Below are 15752 nucleotides of genomic sequence, written 5' to 3'. Positions count from 1 at the left end.
GCCGGTGGCTCAGGCGCACATCGGGTAGTTGCACTGGACGTTCGAGCTCTGCGTCACGCCGCACATCGGCACCTCGCCGAACGTGCCGTACTCCTCGTAGTCCTCGACGTCGAGGTCGAGGTCCGTGGTGCTGTCTTCAGCCGCCATCTCGTTCTCCTTCCGGTGGAAATGGGCGTGGACCACCCTGTCGGCACCGTCCGTCGCCGGGCGGTCGGCGACCGGTCGTCCGGTGACCGGGCGCGGACCGGAGGCACTGCCAGGCTGTGGGCCCGACGAACGTGAGCGGGCGGGGCCGGAGAGGGGACTGGACGTGCGTCACCGGGATCGACCGAGGGACCTGACATCGCTCGACGGCCTGGTCTCGCCCTATGGGCTGGTCTCCCGAGTCGGGGCGCTGGCCACCCCGGGCCTGCCCGCCGACTTCTGCTACTGGAAGTCGGAGGCGGGTGCACCCGGTCCGGTCCGCCGGCTCGGTCACCAGGAGAATCTCGTCGGCTCCGGCCAGGCGTGGGACGACCCGGGTCTCGCGCGGTTCGTCGCCGTCGCCGAGGTCGCCGAACGGTACGCGGGTCGCGACGTCCTCGCCGAGGAACGGATCTGGGCGACTGCCGAGGAACTGGGCGACGAGTGCCTGGAACCGGAGCGGTACCCGCGGTGCACGGAAGCCGAGTACGCGCATCCGGACTGCCCGATCGTCCCCTTCGATCCCCGAGCGGCGATCCGTTGGACGTCCGGGCTCGACCTGGTCACCGGCGAGCCGGTCTGGGTACCGGCTGTGCTGGCCTGTTACGGACTCACCGAGACCGTGACGGCGGAGCACTTCAGCTGCCGGATGTCCACGGGCTTCGCGGTTCACACCGACCCGGTGGAAGCCGTCGTCCGGGGGCTGTTCGAGGTCGTCGAGCGGGACGCCAACGCTGTCGTCTGGCTCCAGCGGCTCGCTCTGCCGCCGGTGGACCCCGGCTGCCTTGACGAACGGCTGCGCCGACTGGTCGGCTGGTGCCGTGACCGGTTCAAGGAGGTCCACCTCTTCGACGCCACCTCCGACCTGGGCGTGCCGACGGTCTACTGCGTCGTCGCCGCCGAGTACGACCCGCGGGCGCACCGGGTGGTCGGCGCCAGCTCCGCCCGGGATCTGACCGGGGCCGCGCACAAGGCACTCCTGGAGGCGCTGGGTGTCCCGCAGTTCATCCACTTCGTGGATCCGACGGCGGAGCCGGTGACGCTGGCGCGGCTGCGGGCCGTGGGAGACACCACCCGTTACATGGGCCGTACGGAACACGCGCACGCGTTCGACTTCCTCCTGGAGGGTGCGGATCGCCGCACGTCCACGGCTCGGCCGTCCCTGCCCGCAGACCCGTCCGAGGCGCTGGCCGACGTCGTCGGCCGGCTCGCCGGGGCCGGGATGCGGCCGGTCGTCGTCGACCGCACCACCCGGGAACTGGCCGACGTCGGGCTCACCGCGGTGAACGTCGTCGTCCCGGACCTCCAGCCGATGAGCGTCGAGCACCTGATCCGGTTCACCGCACATCCGAGGCTGTACGAGGCACCGGCTCGGATGGGCTATCGTGTCCTGCCCCCGGCGAAACTGAACCCGTGGCCGCAACCGATGGCCTAGCTGGCCGGGCCGCAACCGATGGCTCAGTCCGCCCGGCCGCAGCCGGTGCCCCGACCGGACGATCTCCGAACGACGGCTCCCTCGGATACCGCGACGAAGTGGTGCGAAGCAACGGGTCAGGGCACGGCTCGGGACAACCCCGGGTTGCGCCGGAGCAGTCGCTGGTGCGTCTGCCGCAGGGCCGGTCCCGGCTCGTCGCCGAGCTGCTCCACCAGTCGGGCGCGGATGCCGGCATAGCGTTCCAGCGCCTCGGCCTGGTGACCGCACCGGTGCAGCGCCTCCATCAGCAATCCCGTGATCGCCTCGTCCAGCGGATGCTCCTCGGCCAGATGTACCAGGTCCGGCACCAGCTCCGCGTGCCGCCCCGCCGCCAGCCAGGCGGCAGCTGCGGCCGTCCGGGCCGACAACTGCTCCCGACACAGTGCCGCGCGGGCCCCGTCCGCCCACGGGGAGTCCACGTCGGCCAGGGGAGCCCCGGCGGGCAACCGCAGGGCGCGGTCGTAGAGGCAGGCGGCGGCGTTGTCGTCGACGGCCAGCCGCGCCTGCCGGACCAGTTGTCGGAACCGGTGCAGGTCGATCCGCTCGGGATCCACGTCCAGCAGATAGCCGCCCCGCAACCGCACCACTTCGCGCCCGGCCCCACCGGCCTCCGCGAGGGTACGCCGCAACCGCTTGGCGCAGGTGTAGAGCGCGTCTCTCGGGTCGACGGGCATGTCCTCGCCCCAGATCCGCGAGATCAGCCGCTCGTCGGGCACGAACTCGCGCGGCTGCCAGGCCACGGAGGCGAGCAGGCTCCGGACCCGACCGGAGGACGGACGGACCTGCCTGCCCCCGCTGACAACTGAGACCGCGCCCAACAGCTGGAAATCCACCTCTGCTCCTCGCGACGAGATGCGAACGTGCCAGGGCACAACGTCGCACCCGGCCGCATGATCTCCGCTCCGATCGCGCATGGCGCTGTCAGCAGTCCTCGACAGGACGCCCGATTCTCGTGTCAGCCGAGCAGCGCGGCGGTCTCCGCCTGACGTGGAATGTCGAGTTCGACGAAGTGTCGGTGCGCCCGGCCCCACGCCGAGCGGGCGGCCCGCTCGGCACCGGTGAGGTGGTACGCCCGCCCGAGCGGGACCAGCGCGTTGGCGTACCCGAGCGACTGCCCGGTCCGTCGGAAGACCCGCAGGGCGTGTCGGCACGCGGCGACGGCCGCGGGCCCCTCGCCCAGTGCCACGAGAGCAGCACCCAGGGTCGCGTACGCCTTGCCCAACACCAGCGGGCTGCCCTGAGCGGCGAGGCCGAGCGCCTCGGTCGCGTGTTCGCGCGCCTGGCCCGGCTGACCGCCGGCCAGAGTCACCCGGGCCAGCCCGAGCAGCGACTCGACCCGACCGGCGTGGTGGCCGGTGCGGTCGGTGATGGTGACGGCGGCCGCCAGCCGCCCCAGCGCGGCCTCGATCCGACCCTCTCCCGTCGCCGACTCTGCGAGTCCGATCAGCGCATCGACCTGGCAGTTGAGGTTCTCCGCCTGGCAGGCGCCGCGTAGCGCCGCGCCGTGTGCGTCGGCCGCCAGCGACCAGCGGCCCGCGTCGTTGTGCACCCGACCGACAGCCTCGAAGCTGATCGCCTCGCCGTAGGGCAGACCGGCGCCCCGGGCGACAGCCAGGGAGCGCTCCAGCCAGTGCAACGCCGCCGCGAGGTGTCCCCGTTCCTGCCGGACCAGCCCGAGGTTCACCAGGACGATCGACTGCATGTTCAGGTCTCCGATCCGTTCGGCCAACGGAAGGGAGGCGGTGAGGCATCGCTGGGCCGGGCCGAGTCGGCCGAGGGCGAGATAGGCCGAGGCGAGGTTGTTCAGCCCCGACGACTCACCTCGTGCGTTGTCCAACGCATTGTCGATCCGGATCGACCTGCGGTACCGGGCCAGAGCCTGCCGTGGCCTGCCCAGCTGCTTCAGGGTGACGCCGATGCCGCGCAGCGCGTCGGCCTCGCCTCGCCGCCAGTTGGCCCGGCGGGCGAGCGCCAGGGCCCGTTCGTACTCCGCCCGGCCCGCGACCAGCCTGGTCATCCGCCAGTTGGCGTGGCCGAGCGACAGTCTCATCGCGGCCTGGCCGCCCAGGTCGCCGGCGCGTCGGGCCGCCGCCAACCCGATGGTCGCCATCCGCACCGACTCGGCCAGGGGCCGGAAGTGGTGGAGGTAGTCCTGAAGCGCGATCACCAGCAGGCAGGCCACCGGCCTGGAGTCGAGGTCGGCCGAGAGGTGTACCGCGGCAGTGATCTCCTCCCACGTCTCGTCGAGCCAGGCCAGCGCATGGGACCTGTCCCGAAAGGACTCCGGCGTGACGTGGGGCGGGATCGTGTCCGGCGGGGACGAGATCAGATAGAAGCCGCCCGCTCGTGCCGTTTCCACAGCCGAGTAGAGGTAGTACGCCATCAGTCGCCGTACGGCGTGTCGCCGCTCGGTCGGGGAGTCCTCCTCGGCGACCCGCTCCGCGGCGTACTCGAGCAGCAGGTCGTGGGCGGCGAACCGGTTGACGCCGACCTCGGTCACCAGGTGCACCCGGGCGACGCTGTCCAACAACTCCTCCGCCTCGCCTCGGTCCACCCCGGCCAGCGCCGCCGCCGAGGCGCTGGACAGGCCGCCGCTCGGAGCCAGCGACATCAGCCGGAACATCCGGCGGGCCGGCGCGGGCAGGGCCCGGTAGGACAGATCCAGTGTGGACCGGACCGCTGTGTGTTCGTCGCCGTCGACCCGGAGCCGGGCCAGCCTGCCCCGGTCGGCCAGCTCCGCGACGTAGTCGCCGACCGTGTGGTGACGCTGCTCGGCCAGCCGCGCCCCGGCGATCGATAGGGCCAACGGCATGTGACCGCACTGTGCTGCCAGCCGCGCCGCGGCCTCCGGCTCCGCCCGCAGTCGGTCGGTGCCGGCCCCGTGTGCGAGCAGTGCCTGCGCCTCCTGCGGCTCGAGCGCCGCCACGCCGAGCCGGCTCGCTCCCTCTCGCGCCACCAGGCCGCCGAGGCGGTCCCGGCTGGTCACCACGACCAGGCAGCCGGCACCACCGGGCAGGATCGGCCGGATCTGCTCCGCGGTCGCGACGTTGTCGAGCACCAACAGGACGCGTCGGTCCGCGAGCAGTGACCGGTAGAGCGCCACCTGGGCCTGAAGGTCCGCCGGGATGTCCCGGGGGGCCTGCCCGAGGGCCTGGAGCAGCAGTGGCAGTGCCTCGTTGGGGGACATCCGTTGCCCCGGGTCGAAGCCGCGCATGCCGAGGAACAGTTGGCCGTCGGGGAAGTCGTCGGCGGCCCGGTGAGCCCAGCGCACCGCCAGGGCGGTCTTCCCTACGCCGGCGGGACCGACCACCAGCACGATCCGCTCCGCCCCCGCGGCCAACCAGTCGAGCTGCTTCAGCTCCGCCTCCCGGCCGACGAACCGTCCGATGTCGGCGGGCAACTGCCGAGGAATCCTCGCCGATTCCGGCGGGAGCGGACCGGCCGGTTCCAGCGTGCCCGCCAGCACGCGTTGGTGCAGACTCCGCAGCTCCTCGGTGGGCTCCAACCCGAGCTCCGCGATCAGGCGGGTACGGAAGTCGCGGTACACCTTCAACGCCTCGGCCGCCCGGCCTCCCGAATGCAACGCGAGCATCAGCAGCCGTTGGGATCTCTCCCGGAGCGGGTCCTCCGCGACTAGCCGGGTCAGCTCGGCCACCGCCTCGTGCAGCCGACCCAGTGCCAGCATGGCCTCGGCGCGTCCCTCCAGGGCCGCCGTCCGGTGTTCCGTGAGCCGTACCGCTTCGGCCTCGACGTGCGGCCCTCGCAGTCCGGCCAGCGGCGCACCCCGCCACAGGGTCAACGCCGCATCGTAGTCCGCGATGGCCTCCACCGGACGACCTTCGAACGCCGCGCGGCGGGCCGACTCCACCCGTTCGACGAACAACGCCGCGTCCACCTGGCCGTCACCTACCCGCAGCAGGTAACCCGGGCTTCTGGTCTCGATCAACGTCGCACCCTGCGGCCCGCAGGCCCGACGGAGCTCCGCCACCAGGGCTCGTACCCTGGCGGCGGCGGAGATGGGCGGATCATCTCCCCAGATCCGGTCGGTGATCCGTTGTGCGGACACGACGTGATTGGCCTCCAGCACCAGTGCGCCGAGCAATGCCTGCTGCCTGCCGGTCAACTCGACCCGCCGTCCTGCCACGGTCAGTCCGACCGGGCCCAGCAGACTGACCTGCGTACCGCTCACCACCATGGAAGTGGACCGTAGATCAGAAACCGCCCATCGCGCGAACGGACCGGATGACCGGCTCGAGGTCTGGGCCGGCCGACGGAGCCGCACCGGCCGGGCGCGTCCAACCAGCGTCCAGTTCAGTCCGCTGCGCGTGACCACTGTGTTTCGCCGCCCCTGCACCAGCCGGCAGCAGGTAACCACCGCTCCATCGATGCGGGGGACTCAGAGGGCCGCCGCCGCGGTATCCGGTGACCGTGGCGCCTGGCGGCCGACTCCTGCCGGCCGCCAGGCGTTGACGGGTCAGGACCGGGTGAGCTTCACCGTCGTGGTGTTGTTCACGGTGACGTACTCGTTGTATTCGGTGTCGTAGCCGCGGGCCTGGGTGACGGCCTCGGCTAGACCCTTGGCGAACGGGGTGGTGCCGCCCGGGACGGCTGCGGCCGTCCAGGGGGTCGGGCTGCCCGGGGTGCAGGTGACGTGGGTGGAGAAGCTGCCGCGAATGATCACCTTCTTGACGACCTGGGTGACCATGCCTTCCATCGTCACGGAGGCCGGCACGTTGCAGGTCACCGTGCCGTGCAGGACCGCGTTGCCGTTCACCCGGTGGGCGATGCCGTCGGTCGCCACGGAGAGTTCGAGCTCCAGCTGCGCGGGCGGCGGTGGGTTGGCGATGTGCACCTCGCCGCGGGCAGCCGGCGCTCCGCCCTCGCAGTGCTGCTCGAAGGTGGCGTCGAAGGTCTGCACGTAGCCGTTGGGGCCGAACACCGCGTTGATGACGGTGAAGGTGCCGGTGAGCTCGTTGCAGCCCCGCCCGTTGCCGGACAGGTCGAGGCCGGGACCGGCCCCGTTGAACGGGTATCGGGTCGCCGCCGCGTAGGTGCCCGGCGTCAGTGGCGCGCTGCCGGGCGCGTCGAAGTCCACGGACCACCAGTCGCCGTTGTAGCCGTTGATGCTGACCAACAAGCTGCTGTTGTCGACCGAGCTGCTTGTCGTGAGTTGGTCGCCGCCGTCGGTGGAGTACGAGTAGGAGTCACCGCCGGTGATGTAGTCGCCGGGGTCACCGCTGAAGGAGACCGATCCGGACTCCACGACCTGCGCCTGCGCGGGTGCCGCCAGGGTCAACCCACCCGCCACACCGACGATGGACAAAGCGGCTGCGAGCGCAGCCTTCCGCAAGGATCCTTGCATCCCCGTTCCTCTCTGGGAGACGAGACAGCCCGGGCAGGCGCCCGATGATTGCTGTCGGTCAATTAGCGCACGTATGGATGCGCTTGAGTGGCCGGAGCGACAGTTCGTACAAAGTGGAGTCTGCGGCCTCGATCGGTCAGTAGTGGTCGTCGATGGGGCGGCGTGCCTCGTCGAAGAGAGCCGGCCCCTCGTAGCGCACCGGGGGCAGGGGTGGGGTGGCCGGCTTGACCTCCTCGAACTGCTCGGAGGACAGGGCGTACACCACCCGACCGAGGCCGGAGCGGTCGATCGCGGTCGCGCACATCGGGCAGGGCTGGCAGCTGGTGTACATGGTCGTGCCGGCGGCCACGTCCGGGGCGAGTTCCCGGGCGGCCCACCGGGCCAGCTTCAGTTCCGGGTGGGCGGTGATGTCCGAGTCGGAGACCACAGTGTTGTGGTCCTCGATCAGGACGGTGCCGTCGGCGGCGGCGAGCAACGAGCCGAACGGCCGTTCGCCGGATGCGCCGGCCTCGGCGGCGATCTGCACGGCACGGCGGAGAAGTCGTTCGTCGTCGGGCGTCATCGGTCCTCCTGGGTCTTGGCGTACGCGGCCACGGCCGCGAGGGTTCGCCAGGCACGTTCGGGCTGGCGGATCTCGGTCAGGTCGTCGTTGAACGGGTCGAGGACCACCGTCTCCGCGCCGAGCCGGCGGATCCGGTCGAGGTCTGCGGTGATCTGCTCGATGGTGCCGACGCCGGCGAGCCGGCCCGGGTCGGTGACCGGTTCGCGGGTTTCCTGCAGGGCGATGCGCGGCACCAACGCGGGCCTGGGGAGGCCCAGGTCGTCGGCGATGACGTCGAGGCGTCCGGCCGCGTCCGTGAGCTTGTCGGGCGTGAGTCGGAGCGGGTGCCAGGCGTCCCCGAGCCGTACGGCGCGACGCATGCCGGCGTCGCTGTTGCCGCCGACCCAGAGGGGGATGGGTTCGGTGTCGTAGTCGTCGGTGTCGCGCCAGGCGTCGCGCATGGCCTGGAGGTGTTCGTCGGTGAGGGCGCCCCGCCGCTGGTACGGCACCCCGAGCGCCTCGAATTCCTGCCGGGCCCAGCCGACGCCGACGCCGAGGACGAGCCGGCCCCCGCTGAGGCGGTTGAGGTTCGCCGCCATCCGGGCGGTGAGCAGCGGATGCCGGTAGGGGACGATGAGCACCGTCGTGCCGAGCCGGACCCGGTGGGTCACCCCGGCCAGCCAGGACAGCGTGGTGAACGGCTCGTAGAACGGCGCTGGATACTGCTCGGCCACGTCCGGGGTCACCACGATGTGGTCGGAGACCATCAGCAGGTCGAAGCCGAGACCTTCAACTGTCTGGGCCCACTGTCGCAGCACCCGGGGATCGGTGCCGGGGGCGAAGTTGGGTACGTTCACGCCAATCTGCACGCGATCGAGGCTAGTCAGTGTCGATCATCTTGGGAACGGGCGCGGCCGGCGGTGAAGTGGTCACCGCCCCGCTCCAGGTGACCGGCTGCGACCGAACCCGACGCACGCGGAGCGGTGTCGAGGTCGGCTGTCCACAGGTCGTCCGGAGATCTGCCACCTGGTCGTCCCGGAGGTCCTTGGCGAACAGGACACGGTAGACGCGTCGCTCGGCGAAGCCAGTCCCGCTGTGGAGAAGTCGTGGTGGCGGGTGAACTCCTCCACGACGATCCCCTCCGCGACCACGCCTGTCGACTCGGTGCGGCCCGGCCGGGGCAGGACCAGGTAGTAGTCCAGAGGCGGACGCCGTGCGGCCACCTCGACGGGCAGCCCGCGCAGCGGATCGCCGGTCACGGCCGCAACCGTGGCGAGCAGCGTCGCAACCGTAGCGAGGAGCGTCGCCCCCGGAGCGGCTAGCATCCGGGTCTCGACGTGAGGAGCGCCCATGGATCCCACCGCGCAGACCCGGTTCGGCCTCGTCGGCAGTGGCTGGCGGGGTGAGTTCTTCCTTCGTCTGGCACGACTCCTGCCGGAGCGGCTGCGAGCGACCGGCGTGGTGACGCGGACCGCAGCACGTGGTGCCGCGGTGACTGCCGCGTGGGACGTGCCGACCTTCCGCACGACGGCCGAACTGCTCGCCCACGAGCGACCGGACGTCGTCATCGTGTCGGTGCCCTGGCCGGTGACCCCCGACGTGACCCGGGAACTGGTCGCGGCCGGCGTACCCGTGCTCGCGGAGACGCCGCCCGCCGCGGACCTGGCGGGGTTGCGCGCGCTCTGGGCCGATGTCGGTGGCAGTGGTCTGGTGCAGGTCGCCGAGCAGTATCTGCTGATGCCCGGGCACGCGGCCCGACTGACGCTGGTCCGCGCCGGGGTGCTCGGCGAGCCGACCTCGGTGCAGATCTCCTCGACGCACCTCTACCATGCGGTCTCGCTGATCCGTGGCCTGCTCGGGGTCGGGTTCGACGCCGCCGAGGTCAGCGCGCGTGCCTTCGCCGCGCCGCTGGCCGACCCGTTGTCACCGGCCGGCTGGAGTGGTGACGACACCCCACGGCAGCTCTCCACCACCTTGGCGACCATCGACTTCGGTGGGCGGATGGGTCTGTACGACTTCACCGACAACCAGTGGTGGAATCCGCTGCGCGGACGCCGGTTGGTGGTGCGGGGGTCGCGCGGTGAGCTGGTGGACGACCGGGTCGTCCGGCTGGTCGACCCGACCACGCCCGTCGAGTCGTCGCTGGTGCGTCGGCAGACCGGCCTCGACCTCAACCTGGAAGGGCTCGACCTGAAGCACGTCAGCTTCGACGGCGACGTGGTCTATCGCAACCCGTTCGTCGGCAGCGGACTGTCCGACGACGACATCGCGGTGGCCGACCTCCTCGTCCGGACCGGTGCGTGGGCTCGGGAGGAGGGCCCGGCACCGTACCCGCTCGCCGAGGCCTGCCAGGACCACCTGATCAGCCTCGCCATCGGAGAGTCCGTCCGCACCGGCCGGGCGGTCACCACCACCGCCGAGGCCTGGGCGGGGTAGCCCGGCTGCTGTCCCCTCCCCGACACACCGCAACCGTGAGGTCGGCTCGCGGGTGATTCCCGTATCGACCGACGCCCGGAGCACCCGGGCCGACACGGGGAGCAAGGATGAAGCGAAGCACTCGACGCAGGATGATCGCCGGCGCCGCCACCACCGCCCTGCTGGTCACCTCTCTCGGGGTGGCCGTCTCCGGGCCGGCGAGCGCCGCGCCCGCCGGTGCGGCAGCGCGTACCTGCACGATCAGTACGCTGCCGTACCCGACCGACACCTACCGCGCCGACGCGAACGTCATCGACCCGACGGGTCGTTACATCGCCGGCACGGCTCTGCGGGTCGGCGAGGTCGACAACCAGTACCTGCTGCTGTTCTGGGACGGGCAGCAGGTCACCGAGGTCGAGGTGCCGGGCATGGCCGACCCGGTCGACGTCAACGCCGACGGCGTCGTGATCGGCAACGGTTCGGCACTGGGCACCGGCATCGGTCAACCGTGGGTCTACCGCGACGGCACGATCAAGCAGTTGCCGGTGCTGCCGTCCACCGGCATCTTCGTCAGCGCCATCAACGACGCGGGCGACATCGTCGGCTACGGCTCGGACATCGTCCCCGGAGAATACTCCGCCCTGCGCTGGCCAGCCGCCCGTCCGGGAACTGTCGAGGTGCTCAAGGCCCCGGCCAACGCTGAGGCGAGCGGGATCACCGACAACGGGACCATCGTCGGTAGCGCCGGGCCCTTCGGGGACTGGAACAGCTGGGTCCGCCGGCCGAACGGCCGGATCGACGCGCTCACGTTCCCCGGCGCCGACTGGAGCACGGCCAGCGCGGCGGCGGGCCGCTGGGCGATCGGCCTGGTCGGGCTCGACGACACCGGTGCGTCGAAGGTTCGGTGGGACCTCCGCAACGGCTCGCACACCCTGCTCGATCAGGAGATTCCCGCACTGACGGACGTCAATGCCAAGGGGGTCGTGGTCGGTGGTGACCGCGTCGGCAGGGGGTCCACCTCGCGGGTCCTGCCCGGTGGCGCCGAAGGGGTGGCCGTCGGTGCCCGGTCCATCTCCGACACGGGGACCATCGTCGGATTCCGCAACGTCCTCGCCGACCGGGTGACCCCGGTGCGCTGGACGGGCTGCTGACACTCCGGCTCGCGCAACGGTGTGGGGCCGCCCCGTCGGGGTCGGCCCCACACCGCGTCAACGGATCACGGCTTCCAGGAGCCCGCGGTCTCGAACATGGGCTGGTACTCCAGCACTCCCGACGCGTCGTGGACGTCGAACACGACGCTGCCGGTGCGCCTGGTGCCGGCGGTCAGCTCGTCGGCGGACGGCATCGGCTTGCCGCAGCCGGAGAAGGCCCCGGCGACCGCGTTGGCCTGGCTGCCGTCGGCGGCGACCCAGTTGAAGAAGAGGGGGTTCGCGGAGGCGGTGCCCTTGGTGACGGTGAGCTGCACGTCGGCGATCACGTACATGCCCTCGTCGGGCTTGAGACCGTAGGCCTTGCAGGGCTTGGTGGCGGTGCTGAACTTCGTCACGGTGATCTCGATGGTGCCCTCGTCGCCGTCGATGACCAGGGTGTCGCCGGGCGACATGTTGCGGGTGTCGCCGGCCGGAGGCGCCGACGCGGGCACCCGCGCCGGCGGCTGGACCACCTCTCGGCTGACCCCGGGCGTGGGGCCCGCCTCGGTCACGCCGGTCGCGGCCCGTTTGGTGCCCATGACGACGGCCACGATGCCGCCGGCGCAGGCGAGCAGGGTGAGTACCGCCGCGCTGACCGCGACGGCCACGACCGTCTTCTTCGACCCCTGCGCCGGCATCGGCGGGGATGTGGCGAGGGGATGGCCGGGCCCACCGGCGACCGGGTGGCCTTCGCCGGTCGCCGGGTACGCGGCACCCGAGAACGGCGGCTGCGACGCGCTCCCCGCGGCCGACCACGGGCTCGGCGGCAGCGGTGTCTGTGGGAGCGGTGTCGGTGGGAGCGCCGGGTCCCCGGCTGGCTGCGGCGGTGTGATGGAGGACGGCTGCGTCGGCGGTTCCTGGTCCGGCTGGTGGGAGTCCTGCTGCCCGGCGGAGGGCTGGGGGTGGGTCACCGTGCTCCTTGACGCCTCGGTACGTGTGGTTCGGGGAACCCGCCGACGCTACCGTGCGTGGTGGACCGCCCGGCCGTCGCGCCGAGCCCGTCCCACGGCCTGTTTCCGGTCGGTCCGGACAATCTGGACGGCCGCCAGCCGATCGTTTTCGGCCACGATGGACGGGGAAGATCAGCGCAGCGGCAGCACCGCCGCGGTGCGGACCAGCCCGTCGGCGACGACGAACCGGCCGGCGATGGTGGCCGGTGGATCCTCGACCGTCGCCTGGTTCAGCCGGGCCGGGGCGATCCGGGCCGTGAACGTGCCGGCGTCCGGGTCGATGTCGAGCTGGGCGTCGAGGAAGCCCAACCACGATCCGACGACCGGATACCAGACCTTGTAGACGGTCTCCTTCGCGCTGAACATGACGACCGGCCAGGACGTGCCGCCGGGCAGCCCCGCGCAGGTGGCCTCCTCCTCGGGCAGCAGCACGATCCTGCGTACCCCCGGATTGATGTCCTGGTGTTGCTCGGCGTCCATTCCGACGGACCGGACGTCGGTGGTGAGCGCCGTCGCCGCGGCGCAGTAGCCGGTGGTGTGGGTGATGGTGCCGACCACCCCGGCGGGCCAGACGGGCGAGCGGTCGGCGGCGGCCGGCACGGCGGCCGGTGGCAGGCCGAGATCGGTCATGGCCCGGCGGGCGCAGGACCGGCCGGCGGCGAAGTCCCGCCGACGGGTCTCCACGGCCCGCTGGCCGAGGCATGCCTGCTCGGCGGGGAGGAGCTCGCCGAGCCAGTCGTCCGGCCCGGCGACGGCGACCGCGACGGTCGAGGGAAAAATGTCACGCACGGTGTCGGCCTACTGATTGGTAGTGGTGGAGCATGCGGTCAAGCGTCAAATTTCCGACTCCCACGACCGGAGAAGGTACCGCAAAGATGTAACACCGGAGGGACGTGCAACGCCCTCTCTTATGGCTCCGGGGGGGACCACCATCAACAACGTGCCGGGCACGGTAGTCGCCCAGCCCCGTGGACATCTGGAAGGACGTGCGATGACCGATGGTGCGGAACGGTCGGGGGTGCGGGTCGACGATCATGCTCCGAAGACCCCCTGCTGGAGCTGCGTCTCCTGCGGTGACGAGTGGCCGTGCGCGACGAAGCGCAGCCGGCTGCTGGCGGAGTACCGGGGTGACCGGGCGATGCTCAGCGTCTACCTGGGCTCCTGTCTCGCCGCTGCCACGGAGGATCTGCGAGCGGCGCCGGTGATGTCGCTCCAGGACCGGTTCATCGGCTGGCTGCCACGCGGTTCCCGACGCGCCTGAACCGCTGGTGGCCCCGCTGCGGGCGGGGCCACCAGCGGGGCCGGCGGGTTCAGCGACGTCGGGGCCGCCGGGTCACCGCGAAGCCGAACACGCCGGCCACCGCAGCGAGCACGCCGCCGACGCCGGTCCAGACCCAGCGCGACCCGAGGTCCGGCAACCAGTCCGTGAGCGAGTCGGCGTCGTCGGCCTCCGGCTCCGCCACGGGTACGGCGTTGAGCACCGTGCCCGCCTTGGTGTTCGGCACCAGCGGCGCGGCCAACTCGCCGTCGTCGGCCGACGCGCCCCGGTCGGCGACTTCGCCGACCAGCAGGTCCACGTCGACAGGTGCGCCCAGATCCGGCTCCGGGAGGTCGGTCACGGAGAGCCGGACGACGTACGAGCCGGGCAGCGGGTCGGCCGACCAGGGCTCCGCCCACGCCCGCACCTCGCGCAACGTGCAGCCCAGCGTCACGCTGGACGCCTTCGCGTCCACGGTCGGGGTCTGCGCCCCGGCGGTGCACGCCTGACGGCGGCGCAGCCCGTCGAAGACGTCGACCGTCCAGGTGGAGGCGCCGCTGCGCCCCTTCGGGAAGGTGACGGTCGCGGTGATCTCGTGCACCTGACCGGCCTTCGCCGAGAACGCCCAGTAGAGGTGGTCGCCGATCGAGGCGTCCACCCGCACCGGCTGCCCGGCGGAGATCGGGGTGGCGGTGAGGAACGACGTGCCGGCCCGGTTCACCGGCGTGGCTCCCGGGGAGGGGGTCGGGGCGGCGACGGCGGCGGCGGGGACCAGGGCGGCCCCACCGACGGCGACCAGCGCCGCCAGTGACCGGAACAGTGCGTTACGCATCAGTTCTCCCTCCAGGTGGCGACCCACCAGCGGGTGAGCAGTCCGGCGAGCAGGCCGGTGATCAGCCCGGCGACGGTGAGCAGGGCGAGCAGCACCCAGCCCCGACCGAGGTCCGGTCCGTCCGGGGCGGGCGCGGCGGCGACCACGTCGATGGTCAACTCCACCGGCATGCCCGGGGTGGCCGCGGTGCCGGGGCGGGGGGCGAACGAGTTGCTCACCACCAGGCAGACGGTGGTGGGTTCGACGACCGGCGCGGAACTCTCCGCGGTCTCCGCGGCGTCCTCGTCGTCGGCGGTGGCCGACCAGCGCAGCCCGGCGGAGAGCACGTCGGCACGTCCACTGCCGGCGTCCGCGCCCCGGACCAGTTCCCGTCCGTCGGCGGCGGTGGCCCGCAGCAACACCCCGTAGTCCCGGTTCACGGGTCGGTCCAGCGCGATGCTCACCGACGCCCGCAGCTCCTGCCCGGGGCGTACCGGCACCCGGTAGTAGCGGTGCTCGGAGAACGCCTCCCGGTCGGCGTAGACGCCGGGGGCGAGCAACGGCGCGTTGTCGCAGGCGTTCGTGCCACCGACCACCGTCGGGGCGCGGGTGTGCGTGTCGCCGGCCCGCTCGACGAGCTGTTTGATCCGGCCGGTCAGTTCCTCGGCGCTCTGCGCGGCGGTGTAGGTGCCGCCGGTCGCGCTGGCGATGCAGAGCAGCTGCCGACGGACCTTCTCGTCGGGGGCCAGGCCGAGGGTGTCGACGACCAGGCTGGTGCCCTGGGCGGCCAGCTCCCGGGCCACCTCGCACGGGTCCGGCGGGGCGCAGGTGTCCTCGCCGTCGGTGATCAGCACGATCCGGCGGGTGGTGGCCCCGCTGCCCAGGTCCTGTGCGGCGGAGCGCAGTGCGAGGCCGACGGGTGTGAATCCCGTCGGCCGTAGCGTCGCCACCGCCGCCTTGGCCGCGGTGCGGTCCACCGGGCCGACCGGAACGATCTGCTGGGTGTCCTGACAGCCGACCTTCTTGTCCTTGCCGCGGTAGGTCGCGCCGAGCACCCGGATGCCGAGCTGGGTCTCCTCCGGCAGCGCGTCCACCACCTCGTTGAAGGCCTGCTGGGCGACCGAGATCCGGCTGCGTCCGTCGATGTCGGCGGCGCGCATCGAGCCGCTGACGTCCAGCACCAGTTCGACCCGGGGTGGCTCGGGCGCCGGCTCCTCGTCGGCCCACGCCGGGGCGGGCCCGGTCAGCGCGGTGGTCGCCAGCAGTCCGAGAAGGACAGCCGTCGATCGTCTGAAGTTGATCACGGCCCGCAGTGTAGTGAGATCCACTTTGGATGATCGTTCGGGTGCTGGCGATCGGGATCCGCCACCGCCGGCCGGATCGGCGACCGCCCCTGAGCGGCCGTTTCCGCGCTCTGGGTCCACGTCAGGTCACCCTCGGTCAACTGAGGAAGGGTCGTTGTCGATCCGGTTGACATCCGTCGGAAATCTGACCCAAGTCGACCCGTTGTGCCGGTGGTGCGCGGTGGTTAAGCTCTTCATGCGCGCCCCAATCGCCCGCTTCCCCCG

At 72.0% G+C, this 15752-nt stretch carries 15 protein-coding genes; 4 read left to right on the top strand and 11 right to left on the bottom strand.

Annotation, left to right across the window (positions count from 1 at the left end; translation table 11 throughout):
• Positions 1 to 9 precede the first annotated feature (9 nt).
• Positions 10 to 147, bottom strand: a complete 138-nt coding sequence (locus GA0070612_RS31280; RefSeq protein ID WP_157742405.1) for a hypothetical protein — start codon at positions 145 to 147, stop codon at positions 10 to 12.
• Between the two features lie 163 nt (positions 148 to 310).
• Between GA0070612_RS31280 and GA0070612_RS02570 the strand changes: the two genes are divergently transcribed.
• Positions 311 to 1618 carry a YcaO-like family protein gene (locus GA0070612_RS02570; protein ID WP_197699294.1) on the top strand — a complete coding sequence of 436 codons (1308 nt, stop codon included), beginning with the start codon at positions 311 to 313 and terminating at the stop codon, positions 1616 to 1618.
• 116 nt (positions 1619 to 1734) lie between these two features.
• On the opposite strand, the gene GA0070612_RS02565 is transcribed toward GA0070612_RS02570, so the two are convergent.
• The 6 genes from GA0070612_RS02565 to GA0070612_RS31275 all read right to left on the bottom strand — a co-directional run bounded on the left by GA0070612_RS02565 (position 1735) and on the right by GA0070612_RS31275 (position 8819).
• Positions 1735 to 2490, bottom strand: coding sequence for an AfsR/SARP family transcriptional regulator (locus GA0070612_RS02565; protein ID WP_197699293.1), 756 nt, complete (start codon positions 2488 to 2490; stop codon positions 1735 to 1737).
• Positions 2491 to 2612: 122 nt separating this feature from the next.
• Positions 2613 to 5852 (bottom strand): AfsR/SARP family transcriptional regulator, encoded by a 3240-nt coding sequence (locus GA0070612_RS02560; RefSeq protein WP_088986450.1) that lies wholly within the window; start codon positions 5850 to 5852, stop codon positions 2613 to 2615.
• A 279-nt stretch (positions 5853 to 6131) separates the two neighbouring features.
• Positions 6132 to 7019, bottom strand: coding sequence for a hypothetical protein (locus tag GA0070612_RS02555; RefSeq protein ID WP_088986449.1), 888 nt, complete (start codon positions 7017 to 7019; stop codon positions 6132 to 6134).
• Positions 7020 to 7155: 136 nt separating this feature from the next.
• Positions 7156 to 7581, bottom strand: a complete 426-nt coding sequence (locus GA0070612_RS02550; RefSeq protein ID WP_088986448.1) for a nucleoside deaminase — start codon at positions 7579 to 7581, stop codon at positions 7156 to 7158.
• The gene (locus GA0070612_RS02545) at positions 7578 to 8429 is read right to left on the bottom strand and encodes an LLM class flavin-dependent oxidoreductase (protein WP_088986447.1); all 852 of its coding nucleotides are present in this window, start codon (positions 8427 to 8429) and stop codon (positions 7578 to 7580) included. Before GA0070612_RS02545 ends, GA0070612_RS02550 begins: the two co-directional genes overlap by 4 nt.
• A 60-nt stretch (positions 8430 to 8489) precedes the next feature.
• Positions 8490 to 8819, bottom strand: a complete 330-nt coding sequence (locus tag GA0070612_RS31275; RefSeq protein ID WP_157742404.1) for a hypothetical protein — start codon at positions 8817 to 8819, stop codon at positions 8490 to 8492.
• A 91-nt stretch (positions 8820 to 8910) separates the two neighbouring features.
• Here GA0070612_RS31275 and GA0070612_RS02540 point away from each other — a divergent pair, with 91 nt between their 5' ends.
• Both GA0070612_RS02540 and GA0070612_RS02535 read left to right on the top strand, forming a co-directional pair.
• The gene (locus GA0070612_RS02540; protein ID WP_088986446.1) at positions 8911 to 9996 is read left to right on the top strand and encodes a Gfo/Idh/MocA family protein; all 1086 of its coding nucleotides are present in this window, start codon (positions 8911 to 8913) and stop codon (positions 9994 to 9996) included.
• A gap of 107 nt (positions 9997 to 10103) precedes the next feature.
• A complete protein-coding gene (locus GA0070612_RS02535; RefSeq protein WP_157742403.1) occupies positions 10104 to 11126 on the top strand; it encodes a hypothetical protein in 1023 nt (340 codons plus the stop codon).
• A 65-nt stretch (positions 11127 to 11191) separates the two neighbouring features.
• Here GA0070612_RS02535 and GA0070612_RS02530 read toward each other — a convergent pair whose 3' ends face one another.
• Positions 11192 to 12076 carry a hypothetical protein gene (locus GA0070612_RS02530; RefSeq protein ID WP_088986444.1) on the bottom strand — a complete coding sequence of 295 codons (885 nt, stop codon included), beginning with the start codon at positions 12074 to 12076 and terminating at the stop codon, positions 11192 to 11194.
• 171 nt (positions 12077 to 12247) lie between these two features.
• Positions 12248 to 12904, bottom strand: a complete 657-nt coding sequence (locus GA0070612_RS02525) for a 4'-phosphopantetheinyl transferase family protein (RefSeq protein WP_088986443.1) — start codon at positions 12902 to 12904, stop codon at positions 12248 to 12250.
• Between the two features lie 202 nt (positions 12905 to 13106).
• Between GA0070612_RS02525 and GA0070612_RS02520 the strand changes: the two genes are divergently transcribed.
• On the top strand, positions 13107 to 13376 hold the full coding sequence (locus GA0070612_RS02520) for a hypothetical protein (RefSeq protein ID WP_088986442.1): 270 nt from the start codon (positions 13107 to 13109) through the stop codon (positions 13374 to 13376).
• Positions 13377 to 13425: 49 nt separating this feature from the next.
• Here the strand turns inward: GA0070612_RS02520 and GA0070612_RS02515 are convergent, their stop codons facing one another.
• Positions 13426 to 14205, bottom strand: a complete 780-nt coding sequence (locus GA0070612_RS02515; RefSeq protein WP_088991223.1) for a peptidase — start codon at positions 14203 to 14205, stop codon at positions 13426 to 13428.
• Positions 14205 to 15488: a VWA domain-containing protein gene (locus tag GA0070612_RS02510; RefSeq protein ID WP_088986441.1), complete on the bottom strand. Its 1284-nt coding sequence runs from the start codon at positions 15486 to 15488 to the stop codon at positions 14205 to 14207. The genes GA0070612_RS02515 and GA0070612_RS02510 overlap by 1 nt, the downstream gene beginning before the upstream one ends.
• Positions 15489 to 15752 lie beyond the last annotated feature (264 nt).

Origin of the sequence: Micromonospora chokoriensis (assembly GCF_900091505.1) — a bacterium.
In the GTDB taxonomy this organism is placed as follows: domain Bacteria; phylum Actinomycetota; class Actinomycetes; order Mycobacteriales; family Micromonosporaceae; genus Micromonospora; species Micromonospora chokoriensis.
Note: the sequence above shows the minus strand (reverse complement) of the source record. Positions and strands in the feature narration are given on the sequence as shown.

What these genes read in the sequence shown, in the direction of transcription:
- GA0070612_RS02560 (WP_088986450.1), bottom strand. Translation starts at nt 5,852, where the DNA reads ATGGTGGTGAGCGGTACGCAGGTCAGTCTGCTGGGCCCGGTCGGACTG.
- GA0070612_RS02540 (WP_088986446.1), top strand. Translation starts at nt 8,911, where the DNA reads ATGGATCCCACCGCGCAGACCCGGTTCGGCCTCGTCGGCAGTGGCTGG.
- GA0070612_RS02515 (WP_088991223.1), bottom strand. Translation starts at nt 14,205, where the DNA reads ATGCGTAACGCACTGTTCCGGTCACTGGCGGCGCTGGTCGCCGTCGGT.
- GA0070612_RS02550 (WP_088986448.1), bottom strand. Translation starts at nt 7,581, where the DNA reads ATGACGCCCGACGACGAACGACTTCTCCGCCGTGCCGTGCAGATCGCC.
- GA0070612_RS02520 (WP_088986442.1), top strand. Translation starts at nt 13,107, where the DNA reads ATGACCGATGGTGCGGAACGGTCGGGGGTGCGGGTCGACGATCATGCT.
- GA0070612_RS02555 (WP_088986449.1), bottom strand. Translation starts at nt 7,019, where the DNA reads ATGCAAGGATCCTTGCGGAAGGCTGCGCTCGCAGCCGCTTTGTCCATC.
- GA0070612_RS02535 (WP_157742403.1), top strand. Translation starts at nt 10,104, where the DNA reads ATGAAGCGAAGCACTCGACGCAGGATGATCGCCGGCGCCGCCACCACC.
- GA0070612_RS31280 (WP_157742405.1), bottom strand. Translation starts at nt 147, where the DNA reads ATGGCGGCTGAAGACAGCACCACGGACCTCGACCTCGACGTCGAGGAC.